This is a genomic window from Pseudarthrobacter sp. NBSH8 (genome assembly GCF_014217545.1).
GTDB lineage: Bacteria > Actinomycetota > Actinomycetes > Actinomycetales > Micrococcaceae > Arthrobacter.
Window position 1 is genome coordinate 1,749,460 of the sequence record NZ_CP043178.1, and the last position, 14,894, is coordinate 1,764,353.

Sequence of the window (14,894 nt, forward strand, 5' to 3'; positions counted from 1 at the left end):
GCTATCCAGAGACCGGACGAGTCGGGCATGACATCTTCGACCATGCCCCGTCGGTGAAGGTCATTGTCGAGATGAACGTCCACCACCCTTCCGGCCATGGATTCCCATTCATCCCTGCGGCGCATCTTTGGGATTGCAACGCGTCTGTTAATCATTCTGTGTACGTCCTAAGTAGGGCCGGGTTCAATTCCTGCTGGCGTTGTGCGTGGGTGAGGAGTCCGTCCGTGCCCAGGCGGCTGGCTTCAGCTAAGCGTTTTTGAGGGTTGGGTGGGGCTATTTTTTCAGTGATTGGGCGATCTGGGTCATGACGGTGTTGTCGGCCAGGGTGGTGGCGTCACCGGATTCGCGGCTCTCAGCGATGTCCTTGAGGAGGCGGCGGACGATCTTGCCGGAGCGGGTTTTGGGCAGTTCCGGGACCACGAGGATGGTTTTGGGTTTGGCGATGGGCCCGATTTCCTTGCCCACGTGGTTGCGGAGTTCGGCGATGGTGGCGTCGCCGGTGTCCACGGCGTCGCCGCGCAGGATAACAAACGCGACGACGGCCTGGCCGGTGGTTTCGTCCGCGGCGCCCACAACGGCGGCTTCGGCCACGGAGGGGTGGGACACCAGGGCGGATTCGATCTCGGTGGTGGAGAGCCGGTGCCCGGAGATGTTCATAACGTCATCCACGCGGCCCAGGAGCCAGATGTCGCCGTCCTCGTCCTTCTTGGCGCCGTCGCCGGCGAAGTACATGCCTTCGAAGCGGGACCAGTAGGTCTCCTTGAAACGTTCGGGGTCGCCCCAGATGCCGCGGAGCATGGCCGGCCAGGGTTCCCGGATCACCAGGAAGCCGCCATGGCCGTCCGGCACGGATTCGCCCTGCTCATCGACGACGTCCACGGCGATGCCGGGCAGCGGGACCTGGGCGGAGCCGGGCTTTAATGTGTGGACATTGACCCTTCTCGGGTCCCTCTGACACTGGCCGCGGGCGGTGCCTGGCGCCGCGGTGGCCTATGAAGTGATGTGGGTGACGGGTTGAGGGCTCTGGCTGGTGGGCGCTTCGCTGCTGGGATGTGGGGCGAATTGGTCTCCTTTCTAACCTTTTGATGTCCGTGGTTGGCCTTCACCTATTCATGTCCCGGCGTTGTGGTGAGGACATTACTTGAGGGAACTTTCTTGAGGATTTTTCTCTTCGGTTCGCTTCTTTCTGTCGCCGCAAGGGGAGGACTTGGGGCCGTTTGTCCGTCCACAGGGGTGTCGACGGTGTCCACACTTGGCTGCTAAGGCAAAAATGGTGTGCACAATGTGCACGCCCTGGACCTCGGCCACCGCTTAGACGTTGGCGGGGGAGAGTATGACCCCGAACCGGTAACGGCCCCAGGCCTGGTCGCCAAGGTCCGGGCCGTCGGGGGATGGGGTTCCGGCTGGCTGCGGTTCGAAGCGTTTGCCACCATCGGCGTCCTTGCACTTTTCTGCTCTCGCAGCCTCGTCTGCAAGTACCCCGGGCTCTGGGGGCGGCGAGCGGGGGCGCACGTCTTCTTCCGCGGTGAGTCGAGGTGCCACAAAGCTTCGGGCTGCCGATCGGATGGTGTCAAGCCTTATCGTTTTGCCATTTGCAACAACCCGATCCTGACATATGGTGTTACGAACCACACGATTTTCGCGGGGTATTAAAGGAGACTCTCATGCTGCTCTGGATAGCTATCGTTATCGCAGTTCTCTGGCTTCTCGGCCTGCTCGGAAACATAGGCGGCGGGTTAATTCACATACTTTTGGTCATCGCCGTGGTCGTATTGGTCATCCACTTCATTCGCGGCAGGTCACGCGTTTAATACGAAACTGTGGTCCGCCGATGCGGGACGGCGAGATGATCTGCCGCCGCGTTCTCGGGTAAGGCTCGGAAGTTGAACACATCCTTCAATCATTGCTGCCGGAGGGGTCCCGGCTCTCTACGTAAGGGCTGGATCGGGCCCTTCCGGGCTCCTTCTGCAACGCCGATAATGGACCCTTCGTCATCTGCCGGTACGCAGCAGAGGTGTTCTCCGAACAGTTTGATACCCTGAGGCGTCGGTACTGGTTTGGTACCATAAATGTATGGCTATGAATCTGCGTGTTCCCGCGGAGCTGGACCGGCGATTGGACCTGCTGGCTGACGAGGAACATACCTCTAAGTCTGCGTTGCTGCTTCAGGGTGCAGAGCTTGTGCTGCAGCGCCACCGGAGCCGTCGGGACATCAGCGAGGGGCTGGATTTCGTTATGAGCCATGACGCGGAGCTCCTGACCCGCCTTGAGGATGCGTGACCGCGAACCTCGAGATTGCGGATGCGCTGCAGGTCGTTGAACGGTACGGGTTCCATATCCGCGACATTGGGCTACTTGCCTCGGCTTAGGCCCGGCCGGCAACAACTGTCTTGGGTGCGGAGGCCTATCCGCAGTTGCCGACGAAGGCAGCTGTCCTCCTGGATTCGGTGGCCCGGTTCCATCCTCTAATCGACGGCAACAAACGCACGGCGTGGACGCTGATGGTTCTGATGCTCTGGATCAACGCTGCCGGCATGACTTCACCACTGATACGGCATTTGATCTCGTGGTGGGGGTGGCCGCCGGCGATGTCTCACTTGAAGTCAGCGCCGGGCTGATTGCCATGCATCTCGTCAGGCGCTAGTCGACGGTTTCGTGCGCTTGCCGGTTGCGTGGTTCCTGAGCCGTCATGTGATTCTGTACCCGTCGGGTCATGAGATGACTGACGCGCTCCTGGCGGCTCCCGGGCGGGTCGGCCGTTCCCCCAGGTCAGTGGAGCAGGAGCCGGCCGCGTCGGCGGGCGGCTTACATCCGCGCGACTTTGGCCTTAACCATCAGGTAGACGCCATAACAGATCAGACCGGCGCCGACGGCGGTCAGCATATAAACTCCGTAGGGCTGCTCGCGCAGGGCCTTCAATCCTCCGTCCAAGCCGGTGGACTCCTGAGGGTGGGCGTTAACTGTGGCAATGATGACCAGCAGTCCCACCAGAAACAGTGCGATGCCCTCTGCTACGTAGCCGACCACGCCCAGCCCCGTCACAACGGACCGGCCGGTGCCCGAGGACGGCAGCCGCAGATCCTTCCTGAACGATGCCTTGCATCCGAGGACCACGAAGACAATGCCGACGACGGCGACCGCGGCCCCGATGGCGATCAGCAGGAACGCACCCCCGGGTGCTTTCATTATTGAGACCGTGAAATCGCTGGTGGATTGTCCGCTGTTCTTGCTGTTTCCGCTTGCCGAGGCAGCGAACGTCAGCGCGATGACGGCGAACACCACCGCCTTGCCTGAGGCGGCAAGTTTGTTCCCCACCTTCTTCTTGGCTTCCAGCTGACCGTAGGCGAACACGGCGTTACCGGTTTGCCAGAGCGCCAGCGCCACACAGGCAGCGAATCCGGTCCACAGCAGCAGCAGTCCGCCGGGCTGGCCGGCGAGCTGGGCGACGGCCCCGCCCTGGTCCGCCTCTCCAGCCTTGCCGGAGGCCAACTGGATAGCGACGGACCCGGTCAGAACGTGCAACACGCCGCTGACGGCAAAACCTGCCCTGGCGGCGATCACGAGAGCCCTGGAGTTCGATGCGTCCTCCACCGCGTCCGCGGCGTCCTTCAGCTCTTTCTTCATTTTCCGATCCTCAGTGCCAGCGCGAGCAAATGCGGTGGTGTGCAACACGCCTATTTTCCCACGGGAACCCACGCTCAAACAGGCCCGGTCTGAGCCGGCGAAGACGAACTGACCCGGAGCCGGCTCAGGGGCCGGTGCGCATGCGCTCGCGCGCGCAATTCACAACGGCGGACAAGTCGAGCCCGTAGGACGGCCCGTCGCCGGAACCGTACTCCTCGAGTCGGGCCGCACCGCGCTCGAAGAGCCGGTGCCCGCCAACACTGTTACCCCGGGCGGCGTGGGTGAGCCCGACGCAGATTTGGGCGAGTCCTTGCCAAAGGTTGCGTTCTTCGGCCGGTCCGGCTTTCCAGCGGGCCTCGAGTACCTCACTGGCGGCGAAGGGCCGGCCAGCTTCCACCAGGCTCCGGGCCGAGACCAACGTCTGCGCCGGTGGCAGCGGCTCCTCCGAGACCGGTTCGACGCCAGCGCTTCCGTACGGCAGCGGCCGTCCAAGAGCGTCACGTGGCAGGGCCTGCCGGGGGCGCCTTGAAGCGTCCCGATCCCTGTCGCCGGTCATTGCAGTTTCCGCCCTGGGCGTCCGTGGACCTTACTAACCTTCATCCGCCCAATCCTAAGACCCCGGTCCTTCGAACATTCGTCACCGCGCTAAAGTCCGCTGGGTGGTCTCGTCGGCGTGTTCATCCACCAGACGCGAGGTGTCGCCACGGTCCATACCCAAAGCCGACTGCGCGGAATATACTTTAGCTCCCACCCCACACTGGGAGAGAAGTGATGATGCGCGGATTTGGCAGACGCAGATTGGGCGGACGCGGACTAGGTCTTATCGGGGTGATCTATCTGGTCATCGGACTGCTGGTTGCTGGAACTCACGGCTACCTCGTGGCCTGGAACATCCCGGGCAATGTTTTGGAAGGTCTGGCTGCCATACTTCTCTGGCCGCTCGTCGCGTTCTTCGCCGTCGATCTGCATGCCCTAATCGCTTGAACCCAACAAGAATCAAGCCGCACGACGACAGGACGTACGCAGCTACGCTTCGGTTGAGGTGAGGTGTATGAGGTGTACTACTGATGTGAGACACAGTTTGAAAGGATTGTGCCCATGTCTTCCCGTCCCACTTATTCCGATGAGTTCAAGGCCGATGCCGTGAATCTCGTCATCTCCTCCGGCCGTTCGCCCGCCTCGGTGGCCCCCGAGCTGGGGATCTCCGTGACCGCGCTGAAGCGGTGGGTCCAGCTGCATCGGGAAGGAGAGGCCGGCTCCGGCGGCAAGCCTGATGACCCCGTGGATCCCGCGAAATACAAGGCGTTGGAGGCCCGGCTGCGGGAGCTGGAACGGGAGAATGATTTCCTGAAAAAAGTTTCGGCGTTCTTCGCCAAAGAACAATGGTAGAGGACCTCTACCGGCTTGTTCAGGAGAAGAACGCCGAATCCCTATCACCTGGATGTGCGCCCGGCTGGGCGTCCCGCGGGCCTCGTACTACCGGTGGCTGGACCACGAGGAATCACCGACGGCTGCCCGGCACCGGGAGCTGACCGGACTGGTAAAGGCGATGTTCGATTCCTCCGACGGGATCTTCGGCCACCGCATGGTCCACACCAAACTCTCCGCCGCCGGTGTGGAGATTTCCGTAGGGACGGTCGCTGCCATCATGGCGGAGAACGGCTGGGCGGCCAAGCGGATGCGCGCCTTCAAACGCACGACCATCCCCTCGGACCCGGACAAGGTCTTCGCGGACCTCATCGGCCGGGACTTCACCTCAGATACCCCCGGCACGAAGCTCGTCGGTGACATCACTTACCTGCGCACCGGCGAGGGCTGGCTGTACCTGGCCACCGTCATCGACCTGTGCACCCGCATGGTCGTCGGCTGGGCCATGGCCGATCACATGCGCGCCTCCCTGGTCACTGGCGCGCTGGCGATGGCCAGGGACCGCGGACACCTGGCCCCGGATGCCATTTTCCACAGCGACCGCGGCACCCAATACACCTCCCGGGAAATGGGCGCCTGGTGCACCGGCAACAGAGTCCGCCAGTCCATGGGGGCCACCGGGGTGTGCTGGGACAATGCCGTCGCCGAGTCGGCGTTCTCATCCCTGAAGAACGAGTTCTACCACCACCACAGCTTCGCCACCCGCCAGGACGCCCGCCGGGCAACCATGCGCTACATCGAGGTGTTCTACAACCGCTGGCGGCCCCACACCAACAATGAGGGGCTGCCGCCGGCCACAGCAATGGCCAACTTCAAGACCAAAAACCAGCCGCTACCCGCGGCCGCCTAACCCCCAATAGAAACCAACCGGCTGTCTCACATCCTTGACACACCTCAATTCAAGGTGAGACCCTTCCGACGGACAAGCCGGGCACACTCTCGATGACGGTGCGACAGCCCGCAGGCGTTGTTGTCAGCATGGCGCCCTGGAATGGAGCCGGCGTGCTCGCAGCCCGGGCCATTGCCTACCCCATCGTTTGCGGCAACACCGTGGTCTTCCGCGCTTCGGAAACCAGCCCGAAGACCCATGCGATCATTGCGGAGGTCCTGCACGAGGCCGGTGTACCTGCCGGTGTCCTGAACTTTCTGACAAGCACGGCCGAGGACTCTGACCGGGTGGTGGAAGCCATCATCGCGCACCCGGCGGTCCGCCGGATCAACTTCACCGGCTCAACAGCAGTGGGACGCATCATTGCCGAAAAAGCTGCCCGCTATCTTAAGCCGGTACTGCTTGAACTCGGCGGCAAGGCACCGTTTGTCGTCCTTGATGACGCCGACATTGATGGCGCCGTCAACGCGGCTGTCTTCGGGTCGTTCCTTTACCAGGGCCAGATCTGTATGTCGACCGAACGATTTGTGGTCGATGAGAGTGTCGCCGACGAGTTTGTTACGAAGTTTGCGGCCCGCGCAGCGCAGCTGACCGCCGGAGACCCCGTCACGGACGAAACCTGCATCGTCGGACCGATGATCCGCGAAGAGTCTGGCGCGCGCATCAATGCATTGATCGATGATGCACTCGCGAAGGGCGGAGAACTTGTTGTCGGGGAGCGTGCCGATGGTGCTTCGATGCCTGCCACCATCATCGACAAAGTGCGGCCCGAGATGTCCATCTACGATCAGGAAACGTTCGGCCCGATCACCACGGTAGTCCGCGTTTCCGGCGTTGAAGAGGCAGTCCAGGTGGCCAATGACACCGAATACGGTCTCGCGGCCGCGGTCTTCGGGGCCGACAGCACGCGTGCTCTGCAGGTAGCCATGCGCATCCAGGCCGGGCATGTTCATGTCAACGGAGCAACTGTACAGAATGAGGCCCAGGCTCCGTACGGCGGGATGAAGAACAGCGGGTTCGGCCGGTTCGATGGCAGGGCAGTTATCAACGAGTTCACGGAACTGAAGTGGATCACGGTGGAGCAGCCGGACCAGCAGTACCCGTTCTGAATCCAACCCCTGACCCATCCTTGAGGAAAGACATGACTATGCAGGTAACCGCAGCAGTGGCCCGTGAACCCCGGCAGCCGCTCACGATTGAAAAACTCGAGCTGGACGATCTCCGTCCGAATGAAGTGCTAGTACGGATGGTGGCCACGGGTGTGTGCCACACGGACGCGATTGTGCGTGACCTAGTCTATCCGACACCCTTGCCCGCCGTGCTTGGACACGAGGGCGCCGGAGTCGTGGAGAAGATCGGGGCTTCCGTCACGACCGTGCAACCGGGCGACCATGTCCTGCTCGCAGCCGCCTACTGCGGAAAGTGTGACCGCTGCCGCTCCGGCGAGATGGCGTACTGCGAGAACCTCTTCGCGGCAGACTTCGGTGGCAGGAGGCCCGACGGAACAACAGCGCTGAGCAAGGACGGCGAAGTGATTTCCTCCCACTTCTTTGGCCAGTCGTCGTTTGCCTCGTACGCCAACGTCGTTGAGGAAAGCGTCGTCCGTGTCGGTTCCGACGTCCCGCTCGAGGTTGTTGCACCCCTGGGGTGCGGCATCCAGACCGGGGCCGGCGCCGTCCTCAACGAACTCAAACCCGCCCTGAACAGCACGCTCGTGGTCATCGGTACCGGCGCCGTGGGATCCGGGGCCATAATGGCCGGTGGGGTTGCGGGGTGCGGCCGCATTATCGCAGTGGACGTCCACACTTCCCGGCTCGACCTCGCCAAAGAACTGGGGGCGACGGACACCATCAACACCCAGGACGTGGACCTCACGGAAGAGATTCTTCGCCTGACGGATGGCCGCGGAGCTGATTACGTCGTTGATACAACAGCCCGGCCGGAGTTGCTCCGCAAGGCAGCTGACGCTCTAGCTCTCCGCGGCACCTTGGCCCTGGTCGCCGCCGCCAAGCCCGGAACAGAGGTCTCCTTTGAGATCGGTCTTTCCCTGGTCAAGGGCTGGACGTTCAAAACCGTGATCCAAGGCAGCTCCGTGCCCCAGGTGTTCATTCCCAAGCTCATCGAGTTGTGGAAGGAAGGCCGTTTCCCCATGGACAAGCTGATGAGCAACTACAGCCTGGACGAGATCAATCAGGGCTTCGAGGACTCCGCCAATGGAACGGTCGTCAAGCCTGTCATTGTCTTCTAGCAGTCTGGTAGTCACCTGACGGCGAGGATTCGTGAACCTCACGCAGGAAGAGGACGACGGCGGGTGCGTACCCGCCGTCGTCCTCTTCCTGTGTCCGGGGGCTGTCGTCCGGTTAAACTACTTGGTGACCAAGAGGCCAGTGTCCCAGTTGAAATCGGCGAACTCGGGGTTTGCCTGCATGGTCATGAGCACGAACTGGAAGCCCTCGAGTTCCCTTGCGCGTTTGAGTGGACCGACGACGAGCGGGCGCATGCCGCCGCCGCTGACGAGGTTGCTGACGGCCGCGTTGGCACCCGCATTGTCTCCGGCGATGAAGACATCCAGCGGCTGTCTACCTGACTCGCCGGCAACCAGGGTGCCCGCAGAGGTCGTGTTGAAGGCCTTCACGACGTTCGAACCTACCGGCGTGAGTTGGGCGATTTCTTCGGCGGCTGAGTTGCCGGGTTCCACAACGAGGGAATCGAAGGTATCGAAGTTCACGGGGTTGGTGATGTCCACGATGGTCTTGCCGGCCAAAGCTTCGCCATAGGCGCTGACGACCGACTTGGCGGCGTCGAAGGGCACGGCCAACACCACGATGTCACCCTGGGGGCATCGTCCGTCGTGCCGAAGGTGACGCCGGTGCCAAGCTCGGTGGCAAGCTTCCGCGCTTTGGTCCCGTCTTGTCCGAGGATCTCAATAGTGTGGCCGCCGGCGAGGGCGCGGGTGGCAATGCCACGAGCCATGGTGCCGTTTCCAACGGTCCGACCGGGCATATCGGAGGGCAGTGGTCTTCGTGACGGCCTTGCGTTCGCTCATCGAAACCTCCATGGCTCACAGTGCCGGGCCAGCGGATACCACCCCAGCAGACGCGCCGCTACGCGGGCATTACCAAATGATTCTTCGATAGCAGCTACGCGGGCATCTTTGATGAGTCAACGCGGGTACTGGTGCCAAATTTCGGATACAGCTAATCTGCTGGTGACGGCTAGAGCACGACGCTGGTCTGGTATCCGATCATCCCGGCAGCGGCGACGATGTCTCTCAGTACAGCGGGGGATTTCAAGGGGGCGGAGAACTCCGGGGCTGCGGGCATTGGATTGTCAGTCCAGAGCGCTGTGACCGGCCGGCCGCCGGCAATTGCGGACGGAGCTACGACGCCGTCCAGGTCCGACCAGGCTTCATGAATGGCTCGGGCCCAGGCCCGGGTGCGGTCTTTCTGCTGCAGGGCGATCTGCGCTGATGCTCCGGCCCTGGTGAGCCACAGCCCTCGAAGGTCGGCGATCTCCACGTCACGGGTCGTCTTGAGTGCCGTCACGTATGGGTCGTCCCGGTCCACGTCGACGAACCTGGTTTGCTGGAACACCTCCGCCAGGCACGTCAGCACGTCGTCGCCGAGGTAGGCGGCTCCAAGAGGTGCGTGGTCGGCCTCGGGAAGAGGATGCGGTTCCCATCGGGCGCTTACGACCGGACCCCAGGTTCGGACCCTGTTCCAGGGTGTGATGAACGCCGATGAGGTGAAGTGCACACGCCACAGGATACTGCCGGCAGGCAGAACCGCGGTCTCGCAGCCGAGTGTCCTGAGGTCATCAACGGAGGGCGGGTACTGGTCTGCCATCAATATCCGGCCGCCAGTGCGGCGGCCATGTTGACGACCGGTTCTGCGGAGCCGCCGGCCTCCAGCCACACCTTCACTGTGACAGGCTCTCCGTCGAGCTGGAGGTCAGGTTGTGGCGTGAGGAAAAACCCTGCCACGGCCTGCGGGTGCAGGTCTTCCGGAAGGGCTCTTAGGACCACGTCAAGGCGAGGCGTGGCTTTGCCGGCGGGGGTGAACTGCCAGTCCGGGAAAACGAGGCGCCCGTTGACCAGATAGGAGTACAGCTTCCGTTCCGCCCTGTAGTGCCTGACGGTGGACGGCGACAGGCCAAGTCTGTCTGCGACGTCCGTGGCAGAGTGTGACGTGGCATCCGTCAGCACCCGGGCCGCGGTGCTGTTCGCCGAGGAGCGTGCCACGTCCTTCTGAGTGGCGGAAATCCCCGAATGAGTCTCCCAGAAGGTGCGGTCCCGCGCTGGCAGGTCGGCGCCCGAGAGCTTATTCTGCATGTCCTCCAGGGCGTCGATCAGTTCAGCGGGGGAAAACGAGAGGGACGTGTGTGAGAACCACTCCTCCACGCTTTGCGTGCGGGCATTTCCTTTGGTCCGGGTCTTCGAGTCCTTGACGGTCATCGCGGCTCCTTTCACTTAACGCACAGTATATGCCAGTGCCGCTAATTGTGGGAAGGAGTCGCCCCTCCGCAGTGCGTCCTCGGGGGACTTAGTCATTGGGAAAACCTCAGGGGCGTAGTTGTAGAAGTCCACTAATTCGGTCAGCTGGGCAGCGCCCGTCATGCAGTGGTTCGGGCGCAGGCTAATGAATGTTGGAGGAGGTGATCTGTTGATGAAATGTGACCAGAGCTTGGCACTGGACGGGGTTCGCCGGCTTCCCGTGGGATCGGACATGGGCATGTGCACTGCGCCTGGGCTGGAGCCTGACCGCCGGCAACGGTGGAAAGAAAAGAGGGTGTGCACAATGTGCACACCCTGGGCTTCGGATCGGGTCGTCCCGGGTTCGGTTCGGGACGGATTGGTGATGTTTTCGGGGGAGTTCAGTGTTTGCAGGGGCTGGAATGCAGTTCGAGTCCCACCTCGGGCACGTGTTTTCCCTGTTCAGAGGCTTGCGGGCCTCTAAGTGTGCACAAACTGTTCACATTTGGGCCCCTCCGGGGACCCTTTTTTGTTGGTGGCCGTTGCTGTCGCCGGCGGCTGCTTGCCTACTTGGTCGATGGTTTTGGTGCGTGTTACCACTTCATTGTCGTTCACGGAGTGGGCTACATGACCGCTTCCTGCAGGGACAAGACTGTGTGCGAACCGATGTACCTGGTGCCACCTGTGACCAGAAATTTCATGTACATCCTCATTGGGCGAAGACTACCCCGACGTTCCGGCGGCTCCGGACATCGGGGAACGTCGGGGCAGTCATTCCCATTGCTACAGGGCGATGATTTTAAGCAGCAGTGCGTGTTCCGGGTTGAGGGCGGGCATGGGCAGGCCCACTTCGGCCAGGAATCGGCCGCGGGCTACTGCGCCGTCCGCTAGCCAGGCCGGGGGCTGGACCTGGGTGAAGGTGTTGGCGTAGTCTGCATCTGCCGGGGCTGGGAAGATGGCTTCCACCCGGTAGTCCCGGTCAGGTTCCAGGCCGGGGATGGCGATCCGTCCCGGCTGTTCTGCGAAGGCGGTGCCGGTGCTGACCAGGGCGAACAGGGCCGCCGTCGTTCCCTGTGTGGCACCACTGGGGGCCACCACACCGTGCAGCATCAGGGAATCGTCGGACATGTCCGCGCGGACCATGCGCCCGGAGTGGATCAGGGCGCGGTGTTCCTTGTAGAGGGCGATGAAGCGTTTGAGTTCCTCGCGCTCGGCGCCCTGGACGCTGCGGACGTCCCATTCCATGCCGAAGTGGCCGAACAGGGCGGTGATGGCGCGGAAGGACAGGTCGTGGGTACGGGCCGTGGTGTGCGAGGTGGTGGGGCCGATGTGTCCGCCCACCAGCTCAGGCGGAACCACGACGCCGGTCCAGCGCTGGATGGTCTGGCGTTCCAGGGCGTCGTTGCAGTCCGAGGCCCAGATGCGGTCGGTGCGTTCCAGGATGCCGAGGTCCACCCGGGCGCCGCCGGAGGAGCAGCTTTCAATCTCGACGCCGGGATGCGCCTTGCGGAGTTCGTCGAAGAGCCGGTAGGCGGCAAGGGTCTGTTCGTGGACGGAGGAGCGGCCGCCGTGGCCGTGTTCGAGGAGGTCCCGGTTCTGGTCCCATTTGAGGTAGCTGATGTTGTTCTCGCGCAGCAGGGCGTCGACACGGTCGTAAATGTACTGCCATGCGTCCGGGTTCACGAGGTCGATCACATGCTGGTTCCGCCATTCAAGGGGCAGGCGGCCGCCGTCCTTGTAGCTGTGGACGGATGGACCAACGATCCATTCGGGGTGTGCGCGGGCAATATCGGAGTCCAGGTTGACCATTTCGGGTTCCACCCAGAGCCCGAATTCCATTCCGCGCGAGGTTACGGCGTCGATCAGGGGCGTGAGGCCGTCGGGCCAGAGGGTTTCGTCGACGTACCAGTCGCCGAGGCCGGCGTGGTCGTCGCGGCGGCCGCGGAACCAGCCGTCGTCGAGGACAAAGCGCTCGACGCCGAGTTCGGCGGCGGAGTCGGCCAGTTCGATCAGGGTGGACAGGTTGTGGTCGAAGTAGACCGCTTCCCAGACATTGAGCACTGCGGGGCGGGGCTTGCCGGCGGGCAGGCCGGTGGTGGCTGCGGGGAGCACGTGGTGGGGGCGGGATCGGAACCAGGTGTAGAACGCCTCGCTGATGCCGTCCAGGCCGTGGTCCGAGTACGCGGCAAAGAGCGCCGGTGTGGTGTAGCTGGCACCGGGTGCGAGGATGACCTCGGCCGGGCCCAGGAGTTCGGAGCCGCCGATCATGGTGCGGCCATCGCCAATGCTGTCCGCGAACTGTTCGTGGTTGCCGCTCCAGGCCAGGTGCGTGGCCCAGACTTTCCCGTGGCGGTTGCCGAACCCTGCGGTGCCGGCGGCGAAGAGCAGTGAGGAATCGTGTCCGGTGCGGCCGTGCCGGCCGGTGCGGACCCAGGTGCCCTGCTGGATGGGGCGGCGCTGCGGGTGGCGTTCCCGGCACCAGCGCCCGGTCAGGTCAAGGAGTTCGACGGCGTCGGGCGCCACCGGGAGGACGGTGGCCAGTTCGTCGAGTTGATAGGGTGTGGCGCCGTCGTTGGTGAGGGTGTGGCGCAGCTCCAGCAGGCCGCCGTCGTGCAGTGTCAGTGCGGACGAGACGGTGAGGCCGGCGTCGGCATCGGTCTGGACGATGATGGCGGAAGTCCCCTGGGCACCGGCGCTCACGACGCGGAGGCGGGCTGAGAAATCGAGGCCGGAGACGCCGTCGGTGATGCGGTGGCCGCGGAGGGCGGGACGGCCGCGCCAACTGGACGATGCCTGCGGCAGGAGGCCGGCAGGCACATTGGCGTCGATGGATGACGGCGGGATAGCGGCCGTGAGGATAGCGAGGTCCGGCAGCGTGCTGCCAAGATCCGCGCCCCAGTGGATGACCTCGGCCTCCCGGCTGTCGAAGCTGATCACCAGGCTGGTGCCGGCGGAACGGAGATGCAGGGGGTCCATAAATACAGTCCTTCTAAAGGGTGGGAGTAATAAAAACTAGGCTGTGCGCCGCGGGCAAGACGATGCCCGCGGCGCACAGCCGGTCACGCGGGTGGCCTACTTGAAGAGGGCGTTGACCTTTTCGTTGGCCTGGGTGAGGGAACTGGCCGGGGCCTTGCCGGAGATCACTGCGTCCATGGCGGGGTTCATGATGCCGTCAACTTTGGCAGCATTGTCCGCGATCGGGAACAGGAACGTCGTGCCGTCCTTGACATGCGTTGTGAAGGCGCTGACGTCGATGCCCTTTTCCTTGAAGGCCGCGGCGGCCTTTTCGGACGAGGAAGTGATGGCGGGGAAGACGACGGCCTTGGAGGCCACGACGTCCTGGCAGTCAGTCGAGGCGAGGTACTCGACCCATTTGACGGATGCGGCCGGGTTCTTGGTGCCGGCGTAGATGGAGTCGGCCAGGCCGTTGAACATGGACGCGCGTTTGCCGTCCGGTCCCGTCGGGGTGGGGGCGATGCCTGTGTCCACTCCCTTGTAGCTGGTGTACTGGCCGGTCGTCCAGTCGCCCGACGTGTTGATGGCGGCCTTTCCTGCGCCAAAGTTGTCCTGCATGCTGGCGCCTACCGTTGTTTCAAGTTTGGGCATGTAGCCCTTGTCCGCCAGCCCGGCCCACCAGGCGATGGTTTCCTGGAACTTGGGGTCGTCGTAGTTGAACTTTGTGCCCCAGGGGTTTTTGTCCGTGTGGGTCCAGCCGGTGGTGGCCGTCAGGAAGCTCCACTGTGTCTGGCCCTGGCCCGAGCCCGAGGACTCCAAACCCAGGCCGTAGACGGCCACTTGGTTTTTGTCGAAGCCGGCTTCGTCTCCGCGTTTACCGTTCTTGTCAACGGTCAGGTGGGCGATGGCCTTTTCGTAGCTGCCACCATCCGTGGGGTTCCAGTTCAGGGTGGCCATCTGTTCGGCCGTGATGCCGGCGGCGTCGGTCATGGCCTTGTTGTAGAACAGGCCCACGGTGTCCCAGTCCTTGGGCAGGCCGTAGCGCTTACCGTCCTGGCCCACCCACAGATCGGCGAGGCCCTTGTTATAGATGTCCACGTCGATCTTGTCGTTCTTGACGGCGTCGTCGAGGGCGAGGAGCTGCTTCTTGTCGGCGTGCTCGGGGTACTTGGAGAGGTGGTTCGTGAAGACATCAGGGGCGTTTCCGGCGACGAATCCGTTGGTCAGGGTGGTCCAGTAGTCACCCCAGCCGCGCTGGGTGATCTTGACCTTGATGTCCGGGTTGGCCTTGGTGAAGTCTTCCGCGCACTGCTCGTAGGCGGGCAGCTGATTGGAATCCCACAGCCAATAGTCGATTTCGCCTTTGGCGTCACCGGCGGTGGTGGATCCGCCGCCGCAGGCGGAGAGGGAGATGGCGATGGCTGCGGCGGCAGCGACTGCGCCGAGGGATTTTTTCATGTTGGACCTTTCGAACAGGGCATGAGGTTGCCCGGAGGGGAGTTGGTAAGGGTGAGTGGTTGGGGTTGG

Annotated in this window: 14 protein-coding genes and 2 pseudogenes; 8 read left to right on the top strand and 8 right to left on the bottom strand. The window is 63.2% G+C overall.

Features of this window, described 5'->3' with window-relative positions:
• Positions 1-273 precede the first annotated feature (273 nt).
• Positions 274-930 (bottom strand): annotated as a pseudogene (locus FYJ92_RS08025) (acetyl-coenzyme A synthetase); the annotation flags it as partial.
• 734 nt (positions 931-1,664) lie between these two features.
• Here FYJ92_RS08025 and FYJ92_RS08030 point away from each other — a divergent pair.
• The 3 genes from FYJ92_RS08030 to FYJ92_RS18955 all read left to right on the top strand — a co-directional run bounded on the left by FYJ92_RS08030 (position 1,665) and on the right by FYJ92_RS18955 (position 2,644).
• On the top strand, positions 1,665-1,811 hold the full coding sequence (locus tag FYJ92_RS08030) for a lmo0937 family membrane protein (protein WP_185263372.1): 147 nt from the start codon (positions 1,665-1,667) through the stop codon (positions 1,809-1,811).
• Between the two features lie 262 nt (positions 1,812-2,073).
• The gene (locus FYJ92_RS08035) at positions 2,074-2,280 is read left to right on the top strand and encodes a hypothetical protein (RefSeq protein ID WP_255482344.1); all 207 of its coding nucleotides are present in this window, start codon (positions 2,074-2,076) and stop codon (positions 2,278-2,280) included.
• A 211-nt stretch (positions 2,281-2,491) separates the two neighbouring features.
• The gene (locus FYJ92_RS18955) at positions 2,492-2,644 is read left to right on the top strand and encodes a hypothetical protein (RefSeq protein WP_255482449.1); all 153 of its coding nucleotides are present in this window, start codon (positions 2,492-2,494) and stop codon (positions 2,642-2,644) included.
• Positions 2,645-2,805: 161 nt separating this feature from the next.
• Here the strand turns inward: FYJ92_RS18955 and FYJ92_RS08045 are convergent, their stop codons facing one another.
• Both FYJ92_RS08045 and FYJ92_RS08050 read right to left on the bottom strand, forming a co-directional pair.
• The gene (locus FYJ92_RS08045; protein ID WP_185263373.1) at positions 2,806-3,624 is read right to left on the bottom strand and encodes a DUF1206 domain-containing protein; all 819 of its coding nucleotides are present in this window, start codon (positions 3,622-3,624) and stop codon (positions 2,806-2,808) included.
• 124 nt (positions 3,625-3,748) lie between these two features.
• Positions 3,749-4,180, bottom strand: a complete 432-nt coding sequence (locus tag FYJ92_RS08050; protein WP_185263374.1) for a DUF309 domain-containing protein — start codon at positions 4,178-4,180, stop codon at positions 3,749-3,751.
• Between the two features lie 272 nt (positions 4,181-4,452).
• Between FYJ92_RS08050 and FYJ92_RS08055 the strand changes: the two genes are divergently transcribed.
• The 5 genes from FYJ92_RS08055 to FYJ92_RS08075 all read left to right on the top strand — a co-directional run bounded on the left by FYJ92_RS08055 (position 4,453) and on the right by FYJ92_RS08075 (position 8,189).
• The gene (locus tag FYJ92_RS08055) at positions 4,453-4,608 is read left to right on the top strand and encodes a hypothetical protein (protein ID WP_185263375.1); all 156 of its coding nucleotides are present in this window, start codon (positions 4,453-4,455) and stop codon (positions 4,606-4,608) included.
• 114 nt (positions 4,609-4,722) lie between these two features.
• A complete protein-coding gene (locus FYJ92_RS08060; protein ID WP_185263376.1) occupies positions 4,723-5,013 on the top strand; it encodes a transposase in 291 nt (96 codons plus the stop codon).
• Between the two features lie 52 nt (positions 5,014-5,065).
• Positions 5,066-5,902, top strand: a complete 837-nt coding sequence (locus FYJ92_RS08065; protein WP_185263377.1) for an IS3 family transposase — start codon at positions 5,066-5,068, stop codon at positions 5,900-5,902.
• Between the two features lie 98 nt (positions 5,903-6,000).
• Entirely contained in the window at positions 6,001-7,050 is a 1,050-nt protein-coding gene (locus tag FYJ92_RS08070) for an aldehyde dehydrogenase family protein (RefSeq protein ID WP_255482345.1), read from the top strand.
• A 32-nt stretch (positions 7,051-7,082) separates the two neighbouring features.
• Positions 7,083-8,189, top strand: coding sequence for an NAD(P)-dependent alcohol dehydrogenase (locus tag FYJ92_RS08075; protein ID WP_255482346.1), 1,107 nt, complete (start codon positions 7,083-7,085; stop codon positions 8,187-8,189).
• 117 nt (positions 8,190-8,306) lie between these two features.
• On the opposite strand, the pseudogene FYJ92_RS08080 reads toward FYJ92_RS08075, so the two are convergent.
• The 5 genes and pseudogenes from FYJ92_RS08080 to FYJ92_RS08100 form a co-directional block, all read right to left on the bottom strand.
• A pseudogene (locus FYJ92_RS08080) lies at positions 8,307-8,944 on the bottom strand (NADPH-dependent F420 reductase).
• 212 nt (positions 8,945-9,156) lie between these two features.
• Positions 9,157-9,786: an RES family NAD+ phosphorylase gene (locus FYJ92_RS08085; RefSeq protein ID WP_185263378.1), complete on the bottom strand. Its 630-nt coding sequence runs from the start codon at positions 9,784-9,786 to the stop codon at positions 9,157-9,159.
• Entirely contained in the window at positions 9,786-10,394 is a 609-nt protein-coding gene (locus tag FYJ92_RS08090; protein WP_185263379.1) for a helix-turn-helix domain-containing protein, read from the bottom strand. Before FYJ92_RS08090 ends, FYJ92_RS08085 begins: the two co-directional genes overlap by 1 nt.
• 801 nt (positions 10,395-11,195) lie before the next feature.
• Positions 11,196-13,388 (bottom strand): alpha-galactosidase, encoded by a 2,193-nt coding sequence (locus FYJ92_RS08095; RefSeq protein WP_185263380.1) that lies wholly within the window; start codon positions 13,386-13,388, stop codon positions 11,196-11,198.
• A gap of 96 nt (positions 13,389-13,484) precedes the next feature.
• On the bottom strand, positions 13,485-14,825 hold the full coding sequence (locus tag FYJ92_RS08100) for a sugar ABC transporter substrate-binding protein (RefSeq protein ID WP_185261562.1): 1,341 nt from the start codon (positions 14,823-14,825) through the stop codon (positions 13,485-13,487).
• Positions 14,826-14,894 lie beyond the last annotated feature (69 nt).

Bases quoted from the DNA above. Each gene is read 5' to 3' on its own strand.
- FYJ92_RS08075 (WP_255482346.1), top strand. From the start codon at position 7,083: ATGACTATGCAGGTAACCGCAGCAGTGGCCCGTGAACCCCGGCAGCCG.
- FYJ92_RS08045 (WP_185263373.1), bottom strand. From the start codon at position 3,624: ATGAAGAAAGAGCTGAAGGACGCCGCGGACGCGGTGGAGGACGCATCG.
- FYJ92_RS08095 (WP_185263380.1), bottom strand. From the start codon at position 13,388: ATGGACCCCCTGCATCTCCGTTCCGCCGGCACCAGCCTGGTGATCAGC.
- FYJ92_RS08035 (WP_255482344.1), top strand. From the start codon at position 2,074: ATGGCTATGAATCTGCGTGTTCCCGCGGAGCTGGACCGGCGATTGGAC.
- FYJ92_RS08030 (WP_185263372.1), top strand. From the start codon at position 1,665: ATGCTGCTCTGGATAGCTATCGTTATCGCAGTTCTCTGGCTTCTCGGC.
- FYJ92_RS08060 (WP_185263376.1), top strand. From the start codon at position 4,723: ATGTCTTCCCGTCCCACTTATTCCGATGAGTTCAAGGCCGATGCCGTG.
- FYJ92_RS08050 (WP_185263374.1), bottom strand. From the start codon at position 4,180: ATGACCGGCGACAGGGATCGGGACGCTTCAAGGCGCCCCCGGCAGGCC.
- FYJ92_RS08100 (WP_185261562.1), bottom strand. From the start codon at position 14,825: ATGAAAAAATCCCTCGGCGCAGTCGCTGCCGCCGCAGCCATCGCCATC.
- FYJ92_RS08085 (WP_185263378.1), bottom strand. From the start codon at position 9,786: ATGGCAGACCAGTACCCGCCCTCCGTTGATGACCTCAGGACACTCGGC.
- FYJ92_RS08090 (WP_185263379.1), bottom strand. From the start codon at position 10,394: ATGACCGTCAAGGACTCGAAGACCCGGACCAAAGGAAATGCCCGCACG.
- FYJ92_RS08065 (WP_185263377.1), top strand. From the start codon at position 5,066: ATGTGCGCCCGGCTGGGCGTCCCGCGGGCCTCGTACTACCGGTGGCTG.